Origin of the sequence: Rhizobium sp. Root149 (assembly GCF_001427345.1) — a bacterium.
GTDB classification, from domain to species: domain Bacteria; phylum Pseudomonadota; class Alphaproteobacteria; order Rhizobiales; family Rhizobiaceae; genus Neorhizobium; species Neorhizobium rhizoryzae.
Genome location: NZ_LMGD01000001.1, coordinates 664,231 through 686,880 on the forward strand (window position 1 = coordinate 664,231; position 22,650 = coordinate 686,880).

Annotated in this window: 21 protein-coding genes; 8 read left to right on the forward strand and 13 right to left on the reverse strand. The window is 60.4% G+C overall.

Features of this window, described 5'->3' with window-relative positions; genetic code table 11:
* The first annotated feature begins 21 nt into the window (after positions 1-21).
* A complete protein-coding gene (locus tag ASD54_RS03185; protein ID WP_062553111.1) occupies positions 22-1,821 on the forward strand; it encodes a monovalent cation:proton antiporter-2 (CPA2) family protein in 1,800 nt (599 codons plus the stop codon).
* 284 nt (positions 1,822-2,105) lie between these two features.
* Here the strand turns inward: ASD54_RS03185 and ASD54_RS03190 are convergent, their stop codons facing one another.
* From ASD54_RS03190 to ASD54_RS03200, 3 genes are read right to left on the reverse strand one after another with little or no spacing between them, the layout of a single operon-like run.
* Complete coding sequence (locus tag ASD54_RS03190) at positions 2,106-2,987, reverse strand: patatin-like phospholipase family protein (protein WP_062553112.1); 882 nt, start codon at positions 2,985-2,987, stop codon at positions 2,106-2,108.
* A 12-nt stretch (positions 2,988-2,999) separates the two neighbouring features.
* Positions 3,000-3,560, reverse strand: a complete 561-nt coding sequence (gene rsmD / locus ASD54_RS03195; protein WP_062553113.1) for a 16S rRNA (guanine(966)-N(2))-methyltransferase RsmD — start codon at positions 3,558-3,560, stop codon at positions 3,000-3,002.
* Between the two features lie 3 nt (positions 3,561-3,563).
* On the reverse strand, positions 3,564-5,705 hold the full coding sequence (locus ASD54_RS03200; RefSeq protein WP_062553114.1) for a pseudouridine synthase: 2,142 nt from the start codon (positions 5,703-5,705) through the stop codon (positions 3,564-3,566).
* A 158-nt stretch (positions 5,706-5,863) separates the two neighbouring features.
* Between ASD54_RS03200 and ASD54_RS03205 the strand changes: the two genes are divergently transcribed.
* Positions 5,864-6,337, forward strand: coding sequence for a nucleoside deaminase (locus ASD54_RS03205; RefSeq protein ID WP_062553115.1), 474 nt, complete (start codon positions 5,864-5,866; stop codon positions 6,335-6,337).
* Positions 6,338-6,355: 18 nt separating this feature from the next.
* On the opposite strand, the gene ASD54_RS03210 is transcribed toward ASD54_RS03205, so the two are convergent.
* The 6 genes from ASD54_RS03210 to chrA form a co-directional block, all read right to left on the reverse strand.
* Positions 6,356-6,982, reverse strand: coding sequence for a hypothetical protein (locus ASD54_RS03210; RefSeq protein ID WP_062553116.1), 627 nt, complete (start codon positions 6,980-6,982; stop codon positions 6,356-6,358).
* Positions 6,983-7,114: 132 nt separating this feature from the next.
* Positions 7,115-10,030, reverse strand: a complete 2,916-nt coding sequence (ileS, locus tag ASD54_RS03215; protein WP_062553117.1) for an isoleucine--tRNA ligase — start codon at positions 10,028-10,030, stop codon at positions 7,115-7,117.
* 237 nt (positions 10,031-10,267) lie between these two features.
* On the reverse strand, positions 10,268-10,507 hold the full coding sequence (locus ASD54_RS03220) for a BrnA antitoxin family protein (RefSeq protein WP_062553118.1): 240 nt from the start codon (positions 10,505-10,507) through the stop codon (positions 10,268-10,270).
* A 43-nt stretch (positions 10,508-10,550) separates the two neighbouring features.
* Entirely contained in the window at positions 10,551-11,531 is a 981-nt protein-coding gene (locus tag ASD54_RS03225; protein WP_062553119.1) for a bifunctional riboflavin kinase/FAD synthetase, read from the reverse strand.
* 14 nt (positions 11,532-11,545) lie between these two features.
* Positions 11,546-12,394 carry a TIGR01459 family HAD-type hydrolase gene (locus ASD54_RS03230; RefSeq protein ID WP_062553266.1) on the reverse strand — a complete coding sequence of 283 codons (849 nt, stop codon included), beginning with the start codon at positions 12,392-12,394 and terminating at the stop codon, positions 11,546-11,548.
* A gap of 123 nt (positions 12,395-12,517) precedes the next feature.
* Positions 12,518-13,843 carry a chromate efflux transporter gene (gene chrA / locus ASD54_RS03235; RefSeq protein ID WP_062553267.1) on the reverse strand — a complete coding sequence of 442 codons (1,326 nt, stop codon included), beginning with the start codon at positions 13,841-13,843 and terminating at the stop codon, positions 12,518-12,520.
* Positions 13,844-14,019: 176 nt separating this feature from the next.
* Here chrA and groES point away from each other — a divergent pair, with 176 nt between their 5' ends.
* Both groES and groL read left to right on the forward strand, forming a co-directional pair.
* Positions 14,020-14,316, forward strand: a complete 297-nt coding sequence (gene groES / locus ASD54_RS03240; protein ID WP_062553120.1) for a co-chaperone GroES — start codon at positions 14,020-14,022, stop codon at positions 14,314-14,316.
* A gap of 70 nt (positions 14,317-14,386) precedes the next feature.
* Positions 14,387-16,024 (forward strand): chaperonin GroEL, encoded by a 1,638-nt coding sequence (groL, locus tag ASD54_RS03245; protein WP_062553121.1) that lies wholly within the window; start codon positions 14,387-14,389, stop codon positions 16,022-16,024.
* 73 nt (positions 16,025-16,097) lie between these two features.
* Here the strand turns inward: groL and ASD54_RS03250 are convergent, their stop codons facing one another.
* Positions 16,098-17,120: a hypothetical protein gene (locus tag ASD54_RS03250; RefSeq protein WP_062553122.1), complete on the reverse strand. Its 1,023-nt coding sequence runs from the start codon at positions 17,118-17,120 to the stop codon at positions 16,098-16,100.
* A 194-nt stretch (positions 17,121-17,314) separates the two neighbouring features.
* On the opposite strand from ASD54_RS03250, the gene ASD54_RS03255 reads away from it, so the two are divergent.
* Entirely contained in the window at positions 17,315-17,761 is a 447-nt protein-coding gene (locus ASD54_RS03255; RefSeq protein WP_062553123.1) for a DoxX family protein, read from the forward strand.
* Positions 17,762-17,844: 83 nt separating this feature from the next.
* Here ASD54_RS03255 and hisG read toward each other — a convergent pair whose 3' ends face one another.
* Genes hisG through hisS form a run of 3 tightly spaced genes read right to left on the reverse strand, consistent with a single transcriptional unit; the run spans position 17,845 to position 21,243 of the window.
* Positions 17,845-18,540 (reverse strand): ATP phosphoribosyltransferase, encoded by a 696-nt coding sequence (gene hisG, locus ASD54_RS03260; protein ID WP_062553124.1) that lies wholly within the window; start codon positions 18,538-18,540, stop codon positions 17,845-17,847.
* A complete protein-coding gene (locus tag ASD54_RS03265) occupies positions 18,537-19,721 on the reverse strand; it encodes an ATP phosphoribosyltransferase regulatory subunit (RefSeq protein WP_062553125.1) in 1,185 nt (394 codons plus the stop codon). The genes hisG and ASD54_RS03265 overlap by 4 nt, the downstream gene beginning before the upstream one ends.
* 1 nt (position 19,722) lies before the next feature.
* Positions 19,723-21,243, reverse strand: a complete 1,521-nt coding sequence (gene hisS, locus ASD54_RS03270) for a histidine--tRNA ligase (RefSeq protein WP_062553126.1) — start codon at positions 21,241-21,243, stop codon at positions 19,723-19,725.
* 157 nt (positions 21,244-21,400) lie between these two features.
* Between hisS and ASD54_RS03275 the strand changes: the two genes are divergently transcribed.
* The 3 genes from ASD54_RS03275 to ASD54_RS03285 are packed head-to-tail and all read left to right on the forward strand — an operon-like array spanning position 21,401 to position 22,627.
* Positions 21,401-21,628 (forward strand): DUF6290 family protein, encoded by a 228-nt coding sequence (locus tag ASD54_RS03275; RefSeq protein WP_062553127.1) that lies wholly within the window; start codon positions 21,401-21,403, stop codon positions 21,626-21,628.
* On the forward strand, positions 21,612-21,881 hold the full coding sequence (locus ASD54_RS03280) for a type II toxin-antitoxin system RelE/ParE family toxin (protein ID WP_062553128.1): 270 nt from the start codon (positions 21,612-21,614) through the stop codon (positions 21,879-21,881). The genes ASD54_RS03275 and ASD54_RS03280 overlap by 17 nt, the downstream gene beginning before the upstream one ends.
* Positions 21,878-22,627 (forward strand): hypothetical protein, encoded by a 750-nt coding sequence (locus ASD54_RS03285; RefSeq protein ID WP_062553129.1) that lies wholly within the window; start codon positions 21,878-21,880, stop codon positions 22,625-22,627. Before ASD54_RS03280 ends, ASD54_RS03285 begins: the two co-directional genes overlap by 4 nt.
* Positions 22,628-22,650 lie beyond the last annotated feature (23 nt).

Sequence of the window (22,650 nt, forward strand, 5' to 3'; positions counted from 1 at the left end):
CCAATCCGGACGAGAGGCTCCATGGCGACACCCGATCCACTGTTCAACGAAACCCTGCTTCTGCTGGGTGGCGCCGTGCTTGCCGCGCCGATCTTCAAGAAACTGGGTCTCGGGACCGTTCTGGGCTACCTCGCAGCCGGTATCGTCATCGGGCCGATCCTGCGGCTGATCTCCGATCCGGAAGAAGTACTGCATGTTTCAGAACTCGGGGTCGTGTTCCTTCTCTTCATCATCGGCCTCGAGCTGAAGCCCTCCCGCCTGTGGCAGATGCGCGGCGACATCTTCGTTCTCGGAACCGCGCAGGTTCTGTTCTCCGGATTGCTTCTTTCAGGTCTCGCCTATCTCGCCAATATTGCCAGTTGGCAAGGAAGCGTGATTGCAGGCTTTGGCCTTGCGCTTTCCTCCACGGCCTTTGCCCTGCAGATCCTTGCGGACAATGGGGAAGCCAACGCGCTTTATGGACGTCGCGCCTTTTCCATCCTGCTTTTCCAGGATCTCGCCATCGTGCCGCTTCTGGCACTCGTGACCATTCTGGGTTCGGGACCGGAGGCCAGCACATCGACCATTCTTGTCGATTCCGGTCGCGCCATTCTCGCCGTCGCAGCCATGGTGGTTGCAGGTCGTTATCTTTTGACGCCGATGTTTCAGGTGATTGCCCGGACGGGCGCCCGCGAAGTGATGCTTGCCGCGGCACTTCTGGTCGTGCTGGGGTCTGCCGTACTGATGCAACTCGTTGGCCTCTCCATGGCCATGGGCGCCTTTCTTGCGGGCATCATGCTGGCTGAATCCTCCTATCGCCACGAGTTGGAAGCAGATATCGAGCCCTTTCGCGGCCTGCTGCTCGCCATGTTCTTCATGGCAGTGGGCCTCTCCCTTGATCTCAACGCCATCCTGTCGAACCTGCTTCTGATCGTGGCCGGCGTGCCATTGTTCATGATCGCCAAGGGATTGGTAATCTACGTGCTCTGCCGTCTCTGGGGTTCGACGAAGGAGGATTCGGCCAGCATCGCAGCACTTCTGCCGCAGGGCGGTGAATTCGGCTTCGTGCTGTTCACCACGGCGGTCTCCGCCGGTCTTCTGACGGCTGGCGCATCCTCGCTGCTGATTGCCAGCGTCACGCTGTCCATGGCGCTGACGCCCTTGGGTTCGGCACTCGCGCGGCGCTATTTCACCGGAGAGCAGAAGCGGGAAGAAATAGAAGAGGATTTCGAAGGTGCGGGTGCGGATGTGCTGATGATCGGCTTTTCGCGCTTCGGCCAGATCGCCGCGCAGATTCTGCTCGCCGGGGGCCGCGACGTGACCGTGATCGACGATTCACCGGACCGCATCCGGCAGGCAAGCTCCTTCGGTTTTCGCATCTACTTTGGAGATGGCGCCCGCAAGGAGGTTCTTCTGGCAGCGGGTATCGAGCGGGCGAAGATCGTTGCGATCTGTACGCATCGCCGCGATATTACCGACAGGATTGTGGATCTCATCCGGTCCGAGTTTCCAGAGGTGAAACTGTTCGTGCGCTCCTATGATCGTATTCACACGATCTCGTTGCGGGCACGCGAGGTGGATTACGAGATCCGCGAAACGCTGGAATCCGGCCTGCTCTTCGGCCAGAAAACGCTGGAGGCGCTTGGAAAGACGGAAACGGAAGCCGCCGAGATCGGCGCCGATATCCGTCGGCGGGACGAGGAACGGCTGCAGATACAGGCAGCGGAGGGTCTGACTGCCGGTCTGCACATGCTCCACACGCGCCCGGTTCGCCCGGAGCCTTTGACCAAGCCGAAGAGGCAGCCGTTGGCACACGAAGCCGATTCCGCGGGACAAGCCTGAGCCGCGCGGCTATCTCATACCAAATGTCGATGATAGGGACCGATTGCGCCGGAGTGATTTTGGTTTGCGGCGAGAAGAAAACCACAGTCGGACCTGAAGGTCCGGCGTGGATTTTCGACGACGTCCGAAGGCCAAAAGCGCCCGGTCCTCTGGATGGGCCGGATTTCCTCCACCGACTTTGTCGCAATCCTCGACCGATGCAGGCGCATCGCTCTCCGGTATGCTCCTCGTCGGATGAAGGTCTCCGGTCCCACGCAATCGGTTCATATCATCGACATTTGGTATCAGTCGCGGTCCCGGCGTGCCATCAACTTCTCGAAGGAGCGCTTCAACTCATCCTTGATGGGCTGGGACTCCTCGAGAATCTCCCGTGCCTTCAGGAAATCCAGCACGCGGAACCGGTTGACCGAGGGGCGCAGGAAAATGTGGGGCGGATGCAGCTTCATCTTCAGCGCGATGGCTGACTGCATCATCAACTGGCTGGCGCCGAACATGCTGTCGAAACGGCTGGGCGGATGAGTTCCATCACCTTCCGGCGCGCCGACGACATCGACACCGATGACGATGTCGCAGTCCTCCATCAGGTGTTCCCAAGGGATGGGGTTGAAGATACCGCCATCCACCATGATGCGGCCATTGATCCGCACCGGCATGAAAAGCCCGGGGATTGCCGCGGAGGCCGCTATGGCCAATCGCAAATCGCCGGTTTCCAGAATGGCTTCCGTCTGGCCGTAATAATCGGTGACGGCGATCTTCATCGGGATGGTCAGGTCACTGAAGCTCTGCGGAATTGCCGGAGACAGGAAGGCCTCCAGAATACGCTCGAGATTGAAGTGCCCGAGGCGGAAGCCGCCGATGCCATCACGCATACTGGCCGGACCGAGCGACCAAAGGCGGTTGAAAACAGCGTTGCGGTTGCCGACCGTTTCCAGCGTATAGTCGCGGATCTCGGCGCCGCTCATTCCCGCCGCCATGCCGGTGCCAAAGATTGCACCGATCGACGAACCTGCAATCGCAACCGGGCGAATGCCCATTTCATCAAGCGCCTCGATGACGGCAATATGGGCAATGCCACGCGCGCCCCCGCCGCCGAAAGCAACGGCGACGCGCGGAGCACCATTTGAGGGGACGACATGCTCTGCGCCGGGGGAGATCCGTGTCGTCATCGCGCTTTGCCTTCAGGCTGGTTTGTAGCGGAAAAAGTCTATGCGGGTTTCGCCAAAAACCCTCTGTTCCAGCGGCTGGAAAACAAGATCACACGCCACGCTCACATCCGCCCTTTCCTCCAGAACCACCAGCGCATCCGGTGCAATCCAGCCACCCTTATGGGCGGAAAGAAGCGCCTGCTCGCCGAGACCCTGACCGTAGGGCGGATCTGCGAAGACAAAATGAAACGGCTCGATGTTTCCGACGGTACCGAGACTGGTCGCATCCCGCCTCAAGATGCGAGCACGGCCATGCAGGCCGAACTGCTCGATGTTTTCCCACAGAAGACCGCGTCCCTCAACGCCGTTCTCGACGAACAGTGCGCTCCGGCAGCCGCGCGACAGAGCCTCCAGCCCTACAGCGCCGGTTCCGGCAAACAGGTCAAGAACCCGGGTGCCATCCACGGCCTCCGGGTAGACATGGCTGATGATGTTGAACAGGCTCTCCCGCGTCCGGTCGATGGTCGGCCGGATCGCGTTTGATTTTGGCGTGGCAAGACTTCGGCCACGGAATTCACCACCGACAATGCGCACGACTTAGCCCCTCGGACCGCGAGGACCCTTGCTGCCACCTGCGCCGCCGCGCGAGCCCGAACCGGGACCGCGACCGCCAGCCGGACGCCCACCGGGTTTGCCGGAACCACCGGGACGACTGCCCGGCTTGCCCGCGCCACCGGGTTTGCCGCCGAATTTTCCGGCAGGCTTGCCACCGAAGCTCTTGCCCGCTGGCTTGCCCGATCTTTCGCCACCGGATCTTTCGCCAAACGAGCGCTCGCCGCCAGACCGTTCACCGAAGGAACGCTCGCCAGATGCGCGACCGCCCGGCTTGCCGCCGAACCCGCTGCGTCCGCCTTCGCGATCTCCGCGCTCGCTGCGCTGTAGACGGTCACCGCGATCCGGCCTGTCGCCGAAGGGACGACCACGGCCTTCAGAGCGTTCTCCCTGCGGACGCGAGAACTTGCGTTCGCCGCCCTCGCGCGCCGGGCGCTCGCCGCCGGCATCCTTGCTGAAAGGTGGCTTCGACCGCGGACGATCGGAGAATGAACGGTCTCCGCCTTCCCTGCGTTCTCCACGCTCGGGGCGTTCTCCCCGCGCAGGACGATCGCCACGATCCGGCCGCTCTGAGCGGAACGGGCGGTCACCGCGATCCTGGCGTGGCCCGCGATCGCTACGGTCACCACGATCCCCGCGGTCACGGAAGCCGCCGCCATCCTCGTCACGAGAACGACGCTGTGCCGGCGCTTCCTCGGCGCGGATCCAGTCGCTGTCACCTTCGACACGGTTGATGTTGGGACGACGCGGAGCCTCGGTCGGCTTGTTGAACAGGCGTTCCGCCTCGGCGCGCGCCGAGCTCTTGCCAGCGCCTCCATCCTTGGTGGGACGAGCGCCGGGCGCCATCCAGACGTTAGCTGTGCGGGATGTGCCCATGGGCGCACGCTTCTTGGGCTTCTCGTCTTCGAAACGATCGTCGCGGCCACCGGACCGGCTATCGAACTTACCGGAAGGCTTGCCCTTGCCGGCAAACTTGCCGTCGCCGCGACCCTTCGGCTTATCACCAAACTTTGGCTTTTCGCCAAAGCCGGGCTTATCGCCAAACCTGCCGCCCTCACGACGCTCGCCGCGCGGTGCATCGCGATCATCGCGATGGCCAGCGGGCTTTTCAGCAGTACGCTTCTCACCAGCGCCCCAGGCCTTCTCGGCACGGGGAGCCTTCACCTCGGGCTTGTCCTCGTCCGGCGGCGGATTGTTGTAGATCGGGGCGTCGAAATTGGCCTTGGCCTCTTCGATCAAACGTGGACCCAGCTGATCGCGCAGCATGCGGCCGCGCGCTTCCACCACATGGCCTTCCGGCAGATCGCCCAGTTGGAACGGCCCGTAGGAGATGCGGATCAGACGGTTGACGTCCAGCCCCAGAGCACCCAGCACGTTCTTGATTTCGCGGTTCTTGCCTTCACGAAGACCCATGGTGATCCACACATTGTGGCCCTGGGTCCGATCAAGCGTCGCTTCGATTGCGCCATAGAGGACGCCATCGACGGCGATGCCGTCCTTCAGCTTGTCCAGTTGCTCCTGGCTGACTTCGCCATGGGCGCGCACGCGGTAGCGGCGCAGCCAGCCTGTGGTGGGAAGTTCCAGCACGCGGGACAGACCGCCATCATTGGTCAGCAGCAGAAGGCCCTCGGTATTGATATCGAGACGGCCGATCGACATCACGCGCGGCAGTTCTTCCGGCAGGTTTTCGAAGACTGTCGGACGACCTTCCGGATCGGAATTCGTGGTCACCAGACCGGCAGGCTTGTGGTAGAGCCAGAGGCGCGTGCGCTCGATGCCGCGGATCGGCTGGCCGTCCACTTCGATCTTGTCAGCCAGGGTCGCGTTCACGACAGGCGTATCCAACACCGTCCCGTTGAGGCTGACGCGGCCTTCCATGATCATGCGCTCGACATCGCGGCGAGAGGCAATCCCTGCGCGCGCCAGGATCTTGGAAATGCGCTCCGGCTTGTCCGCTGTCGCAGCAGCCACAGCCGACGCATCGACGGCTGGCTTGCGGAAGGGCTTCTGAGGGCCCTTCTTTGCGGAAAACGCGCCATCATCGGATTTGCGGGCTGCGGTTGGTTTCTTCCTGTCGCGATCGAAGGGCTTGCCTCCTTCGCGCTTCGGCTTGTCTTTAAAGCTCATATGTTGTTTGCCTGAAGCGAGGGTGGGACATCGCGTCCTACCTTAAGTGCGTGTGTTGACTGTACTGACGTCTTGTCGCATCTCGGTTGAACCGGCGCGACGCAGGTTGGGACCGTTCCTATCAGGTCAGGCCCGCCGGGTTAAGAGGGAATCGCCGCATGAGCGGGACAAATCGTTTCATGGATGCGGCGATCGAGGAGGCAATCCGGGCGAAAGAGCGCGATGAGGTGCCGATCGGCGCGGTTGTGGTGCTGGATGGCGAGATCGTCGGACGCGGCGGAAATCGCACCCGTGAGCGGAACGATGTCACGGCGCATGCGGAAATCGTGGCGTTACGCATGGCTTGCGAGGCCCTGGGACAAGAGCGGCTGGTTGGCGCGGATCTTTATGTCACGCTCGAACCCTGCACCATGTGTGCGGCGGCCATTTCCTTTGCGCGCATCCGCAGGCTCTATTACGGCGCCAGAGATATCAAAGGGGGAGCGGTGGAAAGCGGCGTTCGCTTCTTCAACCAGCCGACCTGCCACCATTCGCCGGATGTCTATTCCGGCTTCGCAGAGACGACAACTTCTCGCTTGCTGGTGGATTTCTTCCAGGCCAAGCGAGATGGCGCATTTTCGGGCAAAGGCTGACGCTGGGACGGGAGCCCCTTACTTGAAGGGGTTCCACCAGGACGACGAATTGGAAGAAGCGGCAGCGGCAGACTTCTTGCGCTCACGCTCTTTCTTCAGTTCCGGTTCGCCGAGATCGGTCAGGTTGGCGCTATCGGCCACGCGATACTGAACCGGCGGCTCGGTGAGCGTGCGGCGCTGACCCGCAATGCCCGGGCTTTCCGCATTGGCCTTGGCCTGACGGAAGGCTTCCCACTTCTGGGCCTCGGTCATCGTACCGGCCTTGCCATCACCAGCCAGCAGAGGCGAGCGATAATGCGGGTTGTTCTTGTTGGCTTCCGCCTCGTCACGCAGACGTGCGCGTGTTTCTTCCGGGGACTCGACCCAGTTCGGATTTGCTTCGCGGCTTGCAAGCGAGGTCTGCGGTTGCGGCAGGTTATCCGTGCGGGCCTTGTTGACCACCAGACCGGGACGCGGATTGTACTTGGTGCTTGGCTTGTCTTCCGGACCCAGCGAAATGGCGGAACCCAGATCGTCCACCAACTGCTCGCCGGCGGTCTTGCTCGTTCCATAGGTCGGGCTCGAAACGCAGCCGGACAAACCAACCACTGCCGCAGCCGCGGCGAGTAGGCCGAGCCTTACACGAATTGCCTGCAACGTCTTCATACCAACCCTTCCAGACGCGCCCCGTCCTGGCGCGCGAGATCACTCGAAACCCCGATTGGCCGAAAAATCCGGCCAATTTCAGGCAGACTTACCGGATGACGCGGCAAAGCGCAATCATCCGGTATTCTTCACTCACTTCAATGCGGCCAGTTCACGCAGCGCCTCGGCATCGCGCGCCGAGACATCCGGGTATGCCGGATCGGAACCGACATCCTTGGTGATCCTCCACGAACGGGCGCATTTGACGCCTTCCGCAAGCTTCGGCTCGACCGCAACCTTGGTGCCATCGTCCAGACGGAATGCCTCTGCCGGACCTTCTCCTGCCACCACGGAAATATCCGAGGTGATGCAGATTTCCGCGAAATCGAGACCTTCCAGCGCCTTCAAGAGCTCCGGATCAGCCACGTGCACGACGGGTGCGGCTTCCAGCGAAGAGCCGATGCGCTTTTCCTTGCGCTCGATCTCCAGAGCGCCTGTCACGGCACGGCGAACGGCGCGCACCTGCTTCCACTTTTCCGAAACCGTCTCGTTTGCCCAGTTCGACGGAATTGCCGGGAACTGTTCGAGATGCACGGACGTGGCGGACGGATCACGCGACAGCCATGCCTCTTCCGTGGTGAACGGCATCATCGGCGCAAACCACAGCACGAGGCAATCGAACAGCTTGCGGATGACGAAAAGGGCCGCGCGACGACGAGCCGAAGACGGCGCATCGCAATAGAGCGCATCCTTGCGGATATCGAAGTAGAAGGCCGACAGCTCGACGTTGGCGAAATCCGACAGAGCGCGGACGATGCGCTTGAAATCGAACTCGTCATAGCCCTTGCGCACCAGCTGATCGAGCTCGCTGAGGCGATGCAGCATCAGCTTTTCGAGTTCCGGCAGATCCGCATAGGCAATCTCATCGCCATGGTCATGCGCCAGCGTGCCGAGCATCCAGCGGATGGTGTTGCGGATCTTGCGATAGGCATCGATGTTGGTCTGGATGATCGTCTTGCCGAGGCGCTGGTCTTCGGCATAGTCGGTCGACATGACCCAGAGGCGCAGGATATCAGCGCCGGATTCCTTCATCACATCCTGCGGCGTGACCGTGTTGCCGAGCGATTTCGACATCTTGCGGCCATCTTCCGCCATGGTGAAACCATGGGTAATGACGGCGTTGTAGGGCGCGCGGCCACGCGTTGCGCAGCTTTCCAGCAGCGAAGAATGGAACCAGCCGCGATGCTGGTCGGAGCCTTCCAGATAGACATCCGCCGGCCACTTCAGATCCGGCCGATCTTCCAGGGTGAAGGTATGGGTGGAGCCGGAATCGAACCAGACATCGAGGATGTCGGTGACCATCTGCCACTTGTCGCCGTCATGCTCGGCACCTAAGAAACGGTCCTTGGCGCCTTCCGCGAACCAGGCATCTGCCCCTTCCTTCTCGAAGGCTTCGAGAATACGGGCATTGACCTTCTCATCCTTCAGGACATTGCCCTCAGCATCAGCGAAGACGCAGATCGGCACGCCCCACGCTCTTTGACGGGAAAGCACCCAATCCGGGCGCTGCTCGATCATGGCGCGCAGGCGGTTCTGGCCACCGGCAGGCACGAAACGGGTCTGGTCGATGGCGGAAAGGGCGCGTGTGCGCAGTGTCGTGCCATCGGACAAATCCTTGTCCATATAGACAAACCATTGCGGCGTGTTGCGGAAGATGACCGGCTTCTTGGAGCGCCAGCTATGCGGATATTCATGCTTGATACGGCCACGGGCAAACAGGTTGTTGGCGGCGATCAGGGCTTCCATCACACGCTTGTTGGCGTCACCCTTCTTGCCGTTATCGTCGATAACACGCGCAGCACCGCCTTCAGCCGAAGGGCCAAAGCCGGGCGCTTCTTCCGTGTAGAAACCTGCATCATCAACGGGGAACGGGATCTTGGTGTCGATGCCGCGCTCGGCAAGCGCCTTGCCGTGCCCCATCCAGGCATCAAAGTCTTCGCGACCATGGCTTGGCGCCGTGTGCACGAAGCCCGTACCTGCATCATCGGTGACGTGATCGCCATCGAGCAGCGGCACCTTGAAGGTATAGCCAAGGTGTGCGAGCGGATGGGCGCAGGTGATGGAGCCAAGTTCCTGCGCCGAGACCTGACGAACGCGCTTGAACTCCAGCTTCGCCTTGGCAAAAGCATCCGCTGCAAGCTTGTCGGCGAAGATGAGCTTTTCACCTGGACGAGGACCGAAGTCGTTCGCAGCCGCAGTGACTTCGTAAAGGCCGTATTCGATGCGTGACGAATAGGAGATCGCGCGGTTGCCCGGGATCGTCCAGGGCGTTGTGGTCCAGATAACGACGAACGAACCGTCGAGATCGCCTGATGCACCAACGGCAGGAAACTTCACCCAGATCGTGTCGCTTTCGACCTCGGCATATTCCACTTCCGCTTCGGCCAGAGCCGTGCGCTCGACAACCGACCACATGATGGGCTTGGAGCCGCGATAGAGCTGGCCGGACATAGCGATCTTCAGGAGCTCGCCAGCGATGCGGGCTTCCGCGTGGAAGGCCATGGTCGTGTAGGGATTGTCGAAATCACCCTCGATGCCGAGACGGCGGAACTCTTCCGACTGGATGTTGATCCAGCCCTGCGCGAACTCGCGGCACTCCTGGCGAAATTCGTTGACCGGGACTTCGTTTTTGTCCTTGCCCTTTTCGCGATATTTTTCCTCGATCTTCCATTCGATCGGCAGGCCGTGGCAATCCCAGCCGGGAACATAATTGGCATCGAAGCCGCGCATCTGGAACGAGCGGGTGATGACGTCCTTCAGCACCTTGTTCAGCGCATGGCCGATATGGATGTTGCCGTTGGCGTAAGGAGGGCCATCATGGAGAACGAACTTCTCGCGGCCAGCGGCGGAGGCGCGAAGTTGCTTGTAAAGCCCCATGTCCTTCCACTTCTTCGCCATTTCCGGCTCCTTCTGGGGAAGGCCGGCGCGCATGGGGAAATCGGTCTCGGGCAGGAACAGGGTGGACGAATAATCTTGCTTGTCTGCGGTATCGGTCTTGAGTTCGGTCATGGATCAGCCATCGGAAAAGCGACGCTCGGTCGGTCGCAGGATAAGGAAACTGGCGGCACGTCGCGCTGGAACCAGCACGGAAAACCCGGACCTTTCCGCTACCGTTCAGGCGGCTGGAAAGGCCGGGCCGATAATTCGCTTCAAGGAGGCCGCAGCAAAAACGTTCATGATGCCCGGTTCTTTAGGGGTTTTTCGCCATAAAGAAAAGGGGCTTGCGAGGGCGCCGTCCGGGATATTCTACTCACCCTTCTGTGCATCCACCACGGCGCGAAGAGCATCATTGATGCGCTCTTGCCAACCGGGGCCATCATTCTGGAAATGCTCAAGCACGTCGCTGTCGAGCTTGATGGACACCATTTCCTTCACCTTGGGCGGAGAGCGACGCTCGACTGCCGGTGCAGCCTGCTTCTTGGCGGGCTTGAACAGGGCTTCGGCGGCCTCCATCGGGTTGACCGGTCTGCGCGGTGTAGAGGCCATGGATCTGGTTTCCTGACAGGAGTTTCAATGAAGGAGCGGCAAGTCAAAAGGCAATGACACGATCGACGGGACCAAGCGGCTGGACACCAGCCAGCAGCGCGCGAGCCTCTTCCTCATCGCGCTTCATCTGTTCGACCAGGGGATCGAGTCCATCGAATTTCAGTTCCGGGCGCAGATAGCCGAAGAAGGAAACGGCACAGATTTCGCCGTACAGACTGCCGGAAAAATCGAACACAAAGGTTTCCAGCAGCGGCGCACCGTTATCCGTCACCGTGGGGCGGCGACCATAGCTCGCGACACCATCATGAATGGTGCCGTCCGCACGCCGGAAGCGCACGGCATAAATCCCCGGCTTCAGACCGGCTTCGGGTGCTATGCGCATGTTGGCCGTGGGATAGCCGAGCGTGCGGCCCAGTTTTTCGCCATGCACCACTTCGGCTTCCACCGTGTAGCGATAGCCGAGAAGTCCGGCAGCCTCGGCAACATCGCCCGCAATTAGCAGGTCCCGAATGCGGCTGGATGAAACCACCTCGGCATTTTCGTCGCGGAAAGCATCAACAAGCGACACATCGAAACCGTAGCGTCGGCCCGCATCCATCAGAAATGCAGGGCCACCTTCGCGACCACGGCCGAAGTGGAAATCGAAACCGGTGACCACGGAACTGGCCTGCAGCCAATCGTTCAGAACAGACTGCACGAATTCCTCGGCAGAACGCTTGGAAAATTCCGCATCGAACGGATATTCGATGACCGAGCGGAAGCCCATGGCCTCCAGAAGTCGCGCCTTCAGTGGCGCTGGAGTGAGCCGAAAAACCGGCTGGTCCGGCTTGAACAGCGTGCGTGGATGTGGCTCGAAGGTCAGCACCAATGCGGGCACACCGCGCTGTTCAGCGATCTCCAGCGCGCGTTCGAGCACGCTGCGGTGGCCGCGGTGCACGCCATCGAAGTTTCCGATCGCCACGACACCACCCTTCAGCGTATCGGGCAGCGGCTCTTTCTTCTCATTTCGGTGAAACACGGTCATCGTTCAGGCACCCATTACGCCAGCCGCGGCATCCACCATTTCGGCGTCGCCCCTTCCCGCTTCAGGTAAGCATTGAGGATCGCCTCGTCCGTCTGGCCATTGACCGTATATTCGGCGGCGTGAATACCGCCAGAGACGTAGAGCAGGTCGAGACCATAGCTCAAGGCGCCCTTGACGTCGGTCGGCATGCCGTCGCCCACGGCAATGACCTTGGCGAGGTCGATTTCGCCCCTCACCTCGCGCGCTGCCGCAAGCGCGGCCTCGTAGATCGGCGAATGCGGCTTGCCGGCGATGCGGGTGGAACCGCCCAGCTGTTCGAAATAGGCGGCAACGGCACCGGCACACGGAATGATGCGGTGGCCACGCTCGACGACCAGATCCGGATTGGCGCAGATGAGAGGCGCGCCCTTCCCGACGAAGCGCACCAGCATGTCGTGGTAGTCTTCCGGCACTTCCTTCTCGTCGTCAAAGAAGCCGGTGCAGACGATTGCCTCCGCATCCGCCTCGCCGGTCACGTTCACATCGAGCCCCTCGAACAGCGGCATGTCGCGCTCCGGGCCGAGCAGAAACACGTTTTTCGGGCCTTCGGCGATCAGCTTTCGCGTTACATCGCCGGAGGTGACGATCCGGTCATAGGCGCTATCGGGAACCCCCAGCACGCGCAGCTGGTCGATGACACCCGGTGCCGGACGCGGCGAATTGGTAATCAGAACAACGGTGAGACCGGCCTTGCGCGCTTCTTCCAGCGCAGTGCAGGCAGCCGGAAAAGCATCCACTCCATTATGCAGAACGCCCCAGACATCGGAGAGGATCAGCTCGTAGCCGGTTGTGATTTCACCGAGGGTCTTGATGCGGTCTGCCATGGTCATCCGGTCTTTTCATGAAACTACTGGTGCTGACATGGCAAAGCCGGACCGGCTTGGCAAGGAGTTTCAGTCAAGCCGAATGATGCCACTGTGTTCATGATGCGCGTGCGCCGGATTGGTTCAGCCTGTGAATACCTGCCAGATGACGCCCACCAGCGCGCAGAAGGCCAGCACTTTCACCATTCCAGCCTGCATGCGGATCAAAAGAAATGCGGAGACCAGAAACAGCGCAAGGGCTGCCAGATCAAGGGACGATAGAACCGGCACAAGAAGGCCAGAGGTGTTCTTTCCCGGAATTGGCGGCAGCAGAGGGATGCGATGCATTTCCCTGAAAAGCACATGCAAACCGAACCAGAGGGCCAGATTGCAGATGACGCCGACAACCGCTGCCGTGATGGCCGACAGCGCCGCGGACATGCGGGCATTGCCGCGCAGACGCTCGATGTAGGGGGCGCCTGCAAAAATCCAGATGAAGCTCGGGACGAACGTTGCCCAGGCGGCCAGAAGCGCGCCGAGAATGCCGCCAATCACCGGATCGATGCCGTTCACCGTTCTGAAGCCGACGAGATAGCCGATATGGGACAGGACGAGCACCAACGGTCCCGGCGTTGTTTCCGCCAGCGCCAGACCATCGACCATCTCACCCGGCCTCAGCCATCCGTAATCCTGAACGACAACCTGCGCCACATAGGCAAGGACGGCATAAGCGCCCCCGAATGTGACCAGAGCCATCCGCGAGAAAAAGGCAAACAGGGTCGCCAAGGGTTCGAAACCATCGACGAGCCAGAGGATCAGCAGCGGCAATTGCCAGATGACGATCCAGAACAGCAGCGAGAAAAGCTGTGAGGCCAGAGCAAGCTGCCCTACCCCTGCATCGATCGACGGAGTGACGGGAGCGGTGAATCGGCTTCGCCAGTAACCGAGAAGGCCCGCGCCAAGAACCACAAGCGGAAACGGCAGGTCCAGAACGAAGAGAGCGAGGAAGGCACCGACCGCAAGCGCGATATGAAAGCCTGATTTCAACGTTCGCACGGAAAGGCGAACCAGCGCCTGGACCACGATGGCAAGCACGGCAGCCTTGAGGCCAAAAAAGAGGCCCGTCAGCCAGTCGGTCTGTTGATACAGCGCATAGGCTGTGGAAAGGCCGATCATGACGCCAAGGCCGGGAAGCACGAACAGAAGTCCGGCCACGATCCCGCCACGCACGCCCTTCACGAGCCAGCCGATATAGGTGGCAAGCTGCTGCGCTTCCGGTCCGGGAAGCAGCATGCAATAGCTCAAGGCATGCAGAAATCTTTCCTCTGAAAGCCACTGCCTTTCTTCCACCACAGCCTTGTGCAACATCGCGATCTGGCCCGCGGGGCCACCAAAACTCAACAGTCCGATACGGGCGAAGACCCGCAGAACCTCCGAGAATTCAGGGGTTTGCGTCGGATTTTCCGTGATGGGTTTGGCGGAAGCGGGTAGACGTTCAGGATCGGCCACTTTTTTACGAGCCCTGTTCTTGACTCAGCCGGAGCTCAATCATATCTGTTTGCCGCTAGCACTCGTAGAGAGTGAGTGCTAACAACAATGATACGGGCCTCAAGCCCGTCAATGTCATTTGATCGAGGGATTAGACAATGGCAAGCACCAATTTCCGCCCGCTGCACGACCGCGTTGTCGTTCGTCGCGTCGAATCTGAAGCAAAGACGAAGGGTGGCATCATCATTCCGGACACCGCGAAGGAAAAGCCGCAGGAAGGCGAAATCGTCGCCGTCGGTTCCGGCGCTCGTGACGAGTCTGGCAAGATCGTCGCACTCGACGTGAAGGTTGGTGACCGCGTTCTGTTCGGCAAGTGGTCCGGCACGGAAGTAAAGCTCGACGGCGAAGACCTTCTGATCATGAAGGAAGCCGACATCATGGGCATCATCGGCTGATCTCAGTCGAAACGTTATCCATCACAAGATTGAACGACAGTGAGCTGTAACGCTCAGAGGAGTTTTAAAAATGGCTGCTAAAGAAGTAAAATTCGGCCGTACCGCGCGCGAAAAGATGCTGCGTGGCGTCGACATTCTCGCTGATGCCGTCAAGGTAACGCTCGGCCCGAAGGGTCGTAACGTTGTTATCGACAAGTCCTTCGGCGCTCCGCGCATCACCAAGGACGGTGTATCGGTTGCCAAGGAAATCGAACTGGAAGACAAGTTCGAGAACATGGGCGCCCAGATGGTCCGCGAAGTTGCTTCGAAGACCAACGACATCGCAGGCGACGGCACCACCACTGCAACCGTTCTTGCCCAGGCTATCGTTCGCGAAGGCCAGAAGGCTGTTGCTGCCGGCATGAACCCGATGGACCTGAAGCGCGGTATCGACCTCGCTGTTGCAGAAGTCGTCAAGGACCTGCAGGCCAAGGCAAAGAAGATCAACACCTCTGAGGAAGTTGCTCAGGTTGGTACGATCTCTGCAAACGGCGACACCCAGGTTGGCCGTGACATTGCTGAAGCCATGCAGAAGGTTGGCAACGAAGGCGTTATCACCGTCGAAGAAGCCAAGACCGCTGAAACCGAACTCGAAGTCGTCGAAGGCATGCAGTTCGACCGCGGCTACCTGTCGCCTTACTTCGTGACCAACCCGGAAAAGATGGTTGCAGATCTGGACGACGCTTTCATTCTCCTCCACGAGAAGAAGCTCTCCAACCTGCAGGCCATGCTGCCGGTTCTCGAAGCCGTTGTTCAGACGGGCAAGCCGCTCCTCATCATCGCTGAAGACGTCGAAGGCGAAGCTCTTGCAACGCTCGTCGTCAACAAGCTGCGTGGCGGCCTGAAGATCGCTGCCGTCAAGGCTCCTGGCTTCGGCGATCGCCGCAAGGCCATGCTGGAAGACATCGCGATCCTGACCGGCGGTACCGTGATCTCCGAAGATCTCGGCATCAAGCTCGAGAACGTCACGCTCGACATGCTCGGCCGTGCCAAGAAGGTTTCGATCTCCAAGGAAAACACCACGATCGTCGATGGTAACGGCCAGAAGGCTGACATCGAAGGCCGCGTTGCCCAGATCAAGGCTCAGATCGAAGAAACCACATCCGACTACGACCGCGAAAAGCTGCAGGAGCGTCTTGCAAAGCTGGCCGGTGGCGTTGCCGTGATCCGCGTTGGCGGTGCAACGGAAGTTGAAGTGAAGGAGCGCAAGGATCGCATCGACGACGCTCTGAACGCAACGCGCGCTGCTGTTCAGGAAGGTATCGTACCGGGCGGTGGTACTGCTCTGCTGCGTTCTTCCACGAAGATCTCCGTCAAGGGCGCAAACGACGACCAGGAAGCTGGTATCAACATCGTTCGCCGCGCACTGCAGGCTCTGGTTCGCCAGATCGCAGAAAACGCTGGTGACGAAGCTTCGATCGTTGTTGGCAAGATCCTCGACAAGAACGACGACAACTTCGGCTACAACGCTCAGACTTCCGAGTACGGCGACATGATTGCCATGGGTATCGTTGACCCGGTCAAGGTTGTTCGCACTGCTCTGCAGAACGCAGCTTCGGTTGCTTCCCTGCTGATCACGACGGAAGCCATGATCGCAGAACTGCCGAAGAAGGACGCACCTGCAATGCCAGCTGGCGGCATGGGCGGCATGGGTGGCATGGACTTCTAAGTCCACGCCTTACAGCATCTGGAATACAGAAAGGGCGGCTCACAAGGCCGCCCTTTTTGCGTTTGTTATTTGATTATGATGCGGCAGATGCCCGCAGAGCCGCCAGCGTCAGTTCCGCGGCCTTTGCGTGGACCGCAGCCCTCACGACGCCCGGTGCATCGGCCCAGTATTGGCTGTTGGCGCGCATGGCGGTCTCTGTACCCACAGGCAGCAGCGTGTAATGGCCTACATCCGTCCCGAGGCTCGTCAGGCTGCTGTTGGGCAGATGCTCGTCCAGCCAGACGGAGCAGAGGTCGTAAGGCGCTTCCGTATCCGCTTCGCCGCAGAGGAGCGTGATGGGCAGGCGGACATCCCGCAGGCTCTCTTCCGTGAAGCTGCGCACCGGTGGCGCCGGCGCAATGGCGACGACAGCCCGTATGCGTTCGTTCCGATAGCTGTGTGACTGGCTTTCCCAGGAGGCACGAAACACGGCACTGGAGGACAGCAGCGGTTCGATCTGAGCCGCGAGATTTCGCATTTCCTGAGGCCCATCGCTGAACGGATGTTCCTTCACGAAGGCCAGCATCCGGTCCGTCTCGGTGATCGCGCCTGCCATCGCCAGCGCCGTATAGCCGCCCAGTGAGAAGCCTGCGGCCGACACGTCAGTGAGATCCAGCCGTCCGGCAAACGCCCCGTCTTCGCTCAACCGGTCCAGCAGAACGGTGAGATCCCGCGCCCTTTCCCACCAGCAGAGAAAGCCTTCCGGCCGATAGGCTTCGACGCCCGTATTGCCATGGTGATCCACACCAAGAACCACATAGCCCTGTTCGGCGAGCGATGACGCCAGCCAGCCAAGACCTGAAGCCGAGCCGCCGGTGCCATGCGAGATCAGCACCACCGGGTAGCGGTCGGTACCCGCAGACAGAGGTGCCTTCGGCGCCAGCAGCCCAAGGGAATAGAGAGCCCGCCCCGGAGGAATGGTGATTTCCATGGTGGCGCTATCACGCTCTGCCGGATACCAGGCAGCCCAGCGCAATGGGCGCGGCCCCTCGCCCGCCCAGTTCGATCGCGCCTCATCCAGCAGAAGCCCCGTTCGGAAACCGACACATTGCCCCATCGCATCCCTCCCCTTGTTTGCGGCGCAAGATAGAGACCAGATGAGGATAATTTCAATAGCAAACCTAACCACCGTTTCGTTCACCATTACTGAACGATCCGTCTTCAATCGTTCATCTTTCTCGCCGCGACAATCTGGCGCATAGTCTCTCCATACAATTAACGCCTCCCAAGGCTTTTACCTGGAGCTTATCCATGTCCTCGACCAACAACGCGCTGATCCTTGTTGCGCGCATCCTTCTCTCCTTCATCTTCATCCTGTCCGGCTTCGGCAAGCTGGCCGATCCGTCTGGTACCGCTGGAATGATCACAGGTGCCGGCCTTCCTGCTGCAACCCTGCTCGCCTATCTGGCTGGCGCTTTCGAACTGGTTGCTGGCCTCTTCGTTCTGGTGGGCTTCCAGACCAAGCTCACGGGCTTTGCGCTTGCCGCCTTCTGCGTTTTCACGGGCGCTGTCTTCCACTCCGGCACGATTGCCGTTCCGGGCTGGCCTGAAGCCGCTCTGGGTTGGCTGAACACGCTGAACAGCATCATGATGATGAAAAACTTCACGCTCGCTGGCGCTTATCTGCTGCTTGCTACTGTCGGTGCAGGCGCCTACTCGCTCGACGCTCGTCGCGGCGTAAAGCCAGCGCTGGCCTGATCTTCCGCCTGACCTCCAAGGCACATAAAAACCCGCCGGATCGACCAGGATCCGGCGGGTTTTTTATACATTCAAGAATGGTTTCAGAGAACGCCGCGCACGGCCTCGATGATGCGTGCAACGGTCGGGTTGCCCTCATGCTCCGGCTTCCTTGCGCGCACCAGGCAGGCTTCGGAACGAAGAATAACGCCGTCCGAAAGAACCTTCAGATGATTGGCCTTCAGCGTCGAACCGGTCGATGTGATGTCCACGATGATATCGGCCTGTCCGGCTGCCGGTGCGCCTTCTGTCGCGCCCAGGCTTTCCACGATCCGATACAGTTGAATGCCGTGTTGCGACGAGAAGTGCTGCTGTGTCAGCCGCCAGTACTTCGTTGCAATCGCCAGGCGGCGGCCATGACGGGCGCGAAATTCCGCCGCCACATCACCAAGATCGGCCATGGTTTCGACATCGAGCCAGATGTCCGGTACAGCGACGATGACATCCGCATGGCCGAAGCCCAGACGTGCTGCGATCTCCACCCGCTTGTCGGCTTCTGCCAGACCTTCGCGGATGAGATCCTCACCGGTCACGCCGAAATCCACCGTGCCGTTGCCGATCTCGCGCGAGATCTCCGAGGCCGAGAGAAAAGCGATTTCCACATCGTCAAAGCCTTCGACGCGACCGCGATAGGAGCGATCATTGCCGACGGCGACGATCTTCATGCCCGCCCGCTCGAAGATGGCAGAGGCATCGTCCTTCATGCGGCCCTTGGAGGGAAGCCCGATGGTAATGGTCATCGAAGTTCTCCTCTTTTGCGCGTCGATTCCGCCCGAAAACCGGCTTCCACTTTTCGGGTCGACGCGCCCTCCAAAGATCTTTCAATCCGGTCCAGCCACATGGAAAAACCGACAGCCGGGATATGGTCTTTTGCGCCGAGCAGGGTCAGCATGCGGTCATAGCGACCGCCGCCTACCAGCACGTCATGGCCACCCCGTACGGTGATCTCGAACACGAGGCCCGTGTAGTAGTCCAGCGGACGACCGAAGGCTGCACGCCAGGTGATATCGGCCAGTGAAGCGCCAGCTTTGCCAAGCGCTGCCACGCGGGCATCGAAACCTTCAATCGCTTTTTCCAGCGGTAGATTGGCGGACTTCGCGAAATCCGCCAGCACTCCCGGGGCATAGCGGAGCGACACATTGATGGAGAGGAACTCCTTCAAGGCATCGAGCTTGGTCGCGTCCAGCGAAACGCCCGCCAGGTGCCGCTTCTCCTTGAGACGGCGTACGATTTCTTCCGGCGAACGGCTGGCATTCGTCAGGTATCCGGTCCGGTCCATCTCATTGGTCAGATGCGCCACCAGCCCTGCCTCGTCCCCGGCCTCCAGCAGAAGCTCGACCTCCGGTGACAGACCCGCCACGGGTTGCGCCTTGGCCAGGCGCGCAATCATGGCTTCCAGCAGATCCGTCTGGCCGAAGGCGCGAACCAAGCGACGCTGCCAGCCGGCGGGAAGGCCAAGGGCCGCCACCACCGCTTCGAAGACGGCCTGATCCCCGATTGTCACGGCAAAAGCCTTGTCCGGCAGAACCTTTTGCAGGCAGCCCAGCGCATCGGCAACGATGCGGGCATCGGCGCTCGCAGCATCCTTTTCGCCCAGATCCTCGATACCAGCCTGATAGAATTCGTTGGCACCCTCACGCCGCTGGCGAAACACCTGCCCCAGATAGGAGTAGCGCTTCGGCGTGCCTGTCGCCGTTTCGATGTGGCGCAGGCAGACGGGTATGGTGAATTCCGGACGCAAGCAGAGGCTCGTCCCCCGCTCATTCTCCGTCAGGAAGATCCGCCGCCGCAGATCCTCGCCCGCCATATCGAGAAAGGGTTCGGCGGCCAAAATTACTGGTGTATCCACCCGCATGGCGTTGCGCGTGGCAAAATCATCCAGAATGATCCCGGCAAAATCCGGCATGTCGGTCAGTGGCATGTCAGCCTGCCTTCGCCCGGCGACGATCCTCGGCCTGCTGCTCAAGGATCTCCTTGACCTTCGCGACGAGCTCCGCTTCCGGCACCATGACCTGTGCCACGCGAGCCTCGCGCCATTCGGTGTTATCGGCAATCTCGCCAGACAGCCGCTTGCCTTCGATCAGATCCTTGATCTGCACCACGCCCTGTTCGCGCTCATCCCCACCCTGAATGATGGCGATTGGAGAACCACGACGGTCGGCATATTTCAGCTGATTGCCGAACTTCTTCCAGTTGCCCTGATACATTTCGGCGCGAATGCCTTCGTTACGAAGAGCCTGCGTGAACCTCTGATAACGCCCCATGGCCTCCACATCGCCATCCATGACGGTGACCAGAACCGGGGCCAGAACCTCATCCTGACCCAGCTTGCCAAGGTTCTTCAACGCCGTCATCAGGCGCGAAACACCGATGGAAAAGCCCGTGGCCGGAACCGGCTGCCCCATGAAGCGGGAGACCAGACCATCATAACGTCCGCCACCGCCGACAGAGCCGAAGACGACCTTTTCGCCCTTTTCATTGGTGACATCGAAGGTCAGTTCCGCTTCGTAGACGGGACCGGTGTAATATTCGAGGCCGCGCACAACGGAAGGATCGATCTTGATGCGGGTCGCATCATAGCCAGCGCTTGTGACCAGCGCACCGATGATATTGAGTTCCTCGACGCCCTCGGCACCCTTGGACGTGCCGGCAACAAGTTCCGCCAACTCGGCAGCACTTTCCGCATAGTTCTTGATACCGACGAAGAAGAGGACCTTCGCGATCTGCTCCTCATCCAGTCCTGCACCCTTGGTGAAATCGCCGCTCTCATCCTTGCGGCCAGCGCCGAGCAGGAGCTTCACGCCTTCCGGGCCGAACTTGTCGAGCTTGTCGATAGCCCGCAGAACGTTGAGGCGCCGCCCGGAATTCTCGTCGCCGCCAAGGCCGATGGCTTCCATTACGCCATCCAGAACCTTGCGGTTGTTGACCCGGATCACATAATCGCCGCGCTTGATGCCGAGTGCTTCCAGCGTATCGGCCATCATCATGCACATTTCGGCATCGGCGTTGACGCCCGGAGCGCCCACCGTATCGGCATCGAACTGCATGAACTGGCGGAAGCGGCCCGGACCCGGCTTCTCGTTGCGGAACACATAGCCTGCGCGATAGGTGCGATAGGGCAGCTGGATCTCGTTGAAGTTTTCCGCCACGTGGCGGGCGAGCGGTGCCGTCAAATCATAACGCGCAGACATCCACTGCTCGTCATCGTCCTGCAGCGAGAACACGCCTTCGTTCGGGCGATCGCTATCGGGCAGGAACTTGCCCAGCGCATCGGTATATTCGAACAGCGGCGTCTCGATCGGGTCGAAACCGTAGCGCTCGTAGACTTCGCGGATCTTGGCGACCATCTCGTTGGTGGCATGGATGTCAGTGGCAGTGCGATCGACGAAGCCGCGCGGCAGGCGGGCTTTCAGTTTCTGGGGCTTCTTCTGCTTGTCGCTCATGGTGATCTTCCTTGCCACCGGCACCCTTGAAAATGGCCGGAATTTTGAGCGGTTTCTTAGAGGATGAAGGCTGAAGCGGCAAGCCTTGAAGCACCTTTAGGCAGGTGACAGATGCCGGGCGGGCCTGTTATTCTTCTCGTCCATCGAGGATGAAACCATGAACAAGCGCGTCACAATCGGGATACCGGAAGAAATGTATCGCCTGATCACGCAATATGGTGATCTGCACGGACTGGACGCGGACGACTATGCCACGATGGCCCTGGCGCGCCATCTGGAAGACCTGCAGGATATTGCAGCGGCTGAAGCTGCCGCCAAACGCATCAAAGGCGGGGATGATCGCGTGGTCAGTTCAGGGGAATTCTGGCGTGGCCTGGACGATTGAGTACCGGCAGGACATACAGAAATCCTTGAAGAAACTGGATCACGCGACGCGGCAGCGCATCCGCGTCTTTCTCGAAGAGCGTGTTGCCAAACTGGATGATCCAAGACAGATAGCGGATCGACTTCAAGGGTCGGAACTGGGGCAATACTGGCGCTTCCGCGTTGGCGACTTCCGCATTATCTGTGACATTCAAGAGCAGAGACTTGTGGTTCTGGTCCTCGAAATTGGACATAGGCGCGAAATTTACCGATGATCCCCGAAGCCCTGCAATATGCGGCAAGCCTTGCCGTCACACCTGCCGACTTTCGCCGCCATGTTTCGTCGTCAGTGCGGCTGTGGGCGCGGGCGAAGCGCTGCAAGCGGGATTGGGCAACGCATGAAGCAAATACCAAATCGCATATTCTGCACGCCGTTTCCGATCTGAAGCAGAAGCGCACCGCCATCGTGCTCGGGTCCGGCCTCTTGCGTGATGTGCCGATGGATGGGCTTGTCCAAGCCTTCGATACGGTGGTGCTGGTGGATCTCGTACATCTTGCGAGTGTTCGCGCATGGGTCGCGCTTCGCGGCAAAGGCAAGGTCCGGCTGATCACACGGGATGTGTCTGGGCTTGAAGACGCCCTCAAGGGCGGACGAGTGGAGCCGTTGGCATTCCTGCGGCAGGTGCCCTATCTGGATTTCGTGGCATCCACCAATCTGCTTTCCCAGATCGGGGTCGGCGCCCGACGCAAGCTGGAGAAGAGGCCGGGTCAGGCAGACCTCATCGTACCGCAGTTGATCCATGCCCACTTGACGGCCCTATCCGGACTGCCCTGCAAGGCCTGTCTGGTGACGGATGTCGCCTATCAGGTGACCGACCGGCAGGGAAAGGTGCTGGAGACCGGCGATCTTCTGGCGGGAATCGAAGCTCCTCCCAGCGCCCGTCACTGGAACTGGCCGGTGGTGCCCTTCGGGGAAGACAGTGGGGACTACGAGGCGATGCACCGGGTGATTGCCGTTTGAAGAGAGTTTTGACCGATCACAAA

Excerpts from the sequence above, each read along its gene's own strand:
- ASD54_RS03185 (WP_062553111.1), top strand. The coding sequence starts at position 22 with ATGGCGACACCCGATCCACTGTTCAACGAAACCCTGCTTCTGCTGGGT.
- ASD54_RS03190 (WP_062553112.1), bottom strand. The coding sequence starts at position 2,987 with ATGACGACACGGATCTCCCCCGGCGCAGAGCATGTCGTCCCCTCAAAT.
- ASD54_RS03200 (WP_062553114.1), bottom strand. The coding sequence starts at position 5,705 with ATGAGCTTTAAAGACAAGCCGAAGCGCGAAGGAGGCAAGCCCTTCGAT.
- ASD54_RS03205 (WP_062553115.1), top strand. The coding sequence starts at position 5,864 with ATGAGCGGGACAAATCGTTTCATGGATGCGGCGATCGAGGAGGCAATC.
- ASD54_RS03210 (WP_062553116.1), bottom strand. The coding sequence starts at position 6,982 with ATGAAGACGTTGCAGGCAATTCGTGTAAGGCTCGGCCTACTCGCCGCG.
- ileS (WP_062553117.1), bottom strand. The coding sequence starts at position 10,030 with ATGACCGAACTCAAGACCGATACCGCAGACAAGCAAGATTATTCGTCC.
- ASD54_RS03220 (WP_062553118.1), bottom strand. The coding sequence starts at position 10,507 with ATGGCCTCTACACCGCGCAGACCGGTCAACCCGATGGAGGCCGCCGAA.
- ASD54_RS03225 (WP_062553119.1), bottom strand. The coding sequence starts at position 11,531 with ATGACCGTGTTTCACCGAAATGAGAAGAAAGAGCCGCTGCCCGATACG.
- ASD54_RS03230 (WP_062553266.1), bottom strand. The coding sequence starts at position 12,394 with ATGGCAGACCGCATCAAGACCCTCGGTGAAATCACAACCGGCTACGAG.
- groES (WP_062553120.1), top strand. The coding sequence starts at position 14,020 with ATGGCAAGCACCAATTTCCGCCCGCTGCACGACCGCGTTGTCGTTCGT.
- groL (WP_062553121.1), top strand. The coding sequence starts at position 14,387 with ATGGCTGCTAAAGAAGTAAAATTCGGCCGTACCGCGCGCGAAAAGATG.
- ASD54_RS03250 (WP_062553122.1), bottom strand. The coding sequence starts at position 17,120 with ATGGGGCAATGTGTCGGTTTCCGAACGGGGCTTCTGCTGGATGAGGCG.
- ASD54_RS03255 (WP_062553123.1), top strand. The coding sequence starts at position 17,315 with ATGTCCTCGACCAACAACGCGCTGATCCTTGTTGCGCGCATCCTTCTC.
- hisG (WP_062553124.1), bottom strand. The coding sequence starts at position 18,540 with ATGACCATTACCATCGGGCTTCCCTCCAAGGGCCGCATGAAGGACGAT.
- ASD54_RS03265 (WP_062553125.1), bottom strand. The coding sequence starts at position 19,721 with ATGCCACTGACCGACATGCCGGATTTTGCCGGGATCATTCTGGATGAT.
- hisS (WP_062553126.1), bottom strand. The coding sequence starts at position 21,243 with ATGAGCGACAAGCAGAAGAAGCCCCAGAAACTGAAAGCCCGCCTGCCG.
- ASD54_RS03275 (WP_062553127.1), top strand. The coding sequence starts at position 21,401 with ATGAACAAGCGCGTCACAATCGGGATACCGGAAGAAATGTATCGCCTG.
- ASD54_RS03285 (WP_062553129.1), top strand. The coding sequence starts at position 21,878 with ATGATCCCCGAAGCCCTGCAATATGCGGCAAGCCTTGCCGTCACACCT.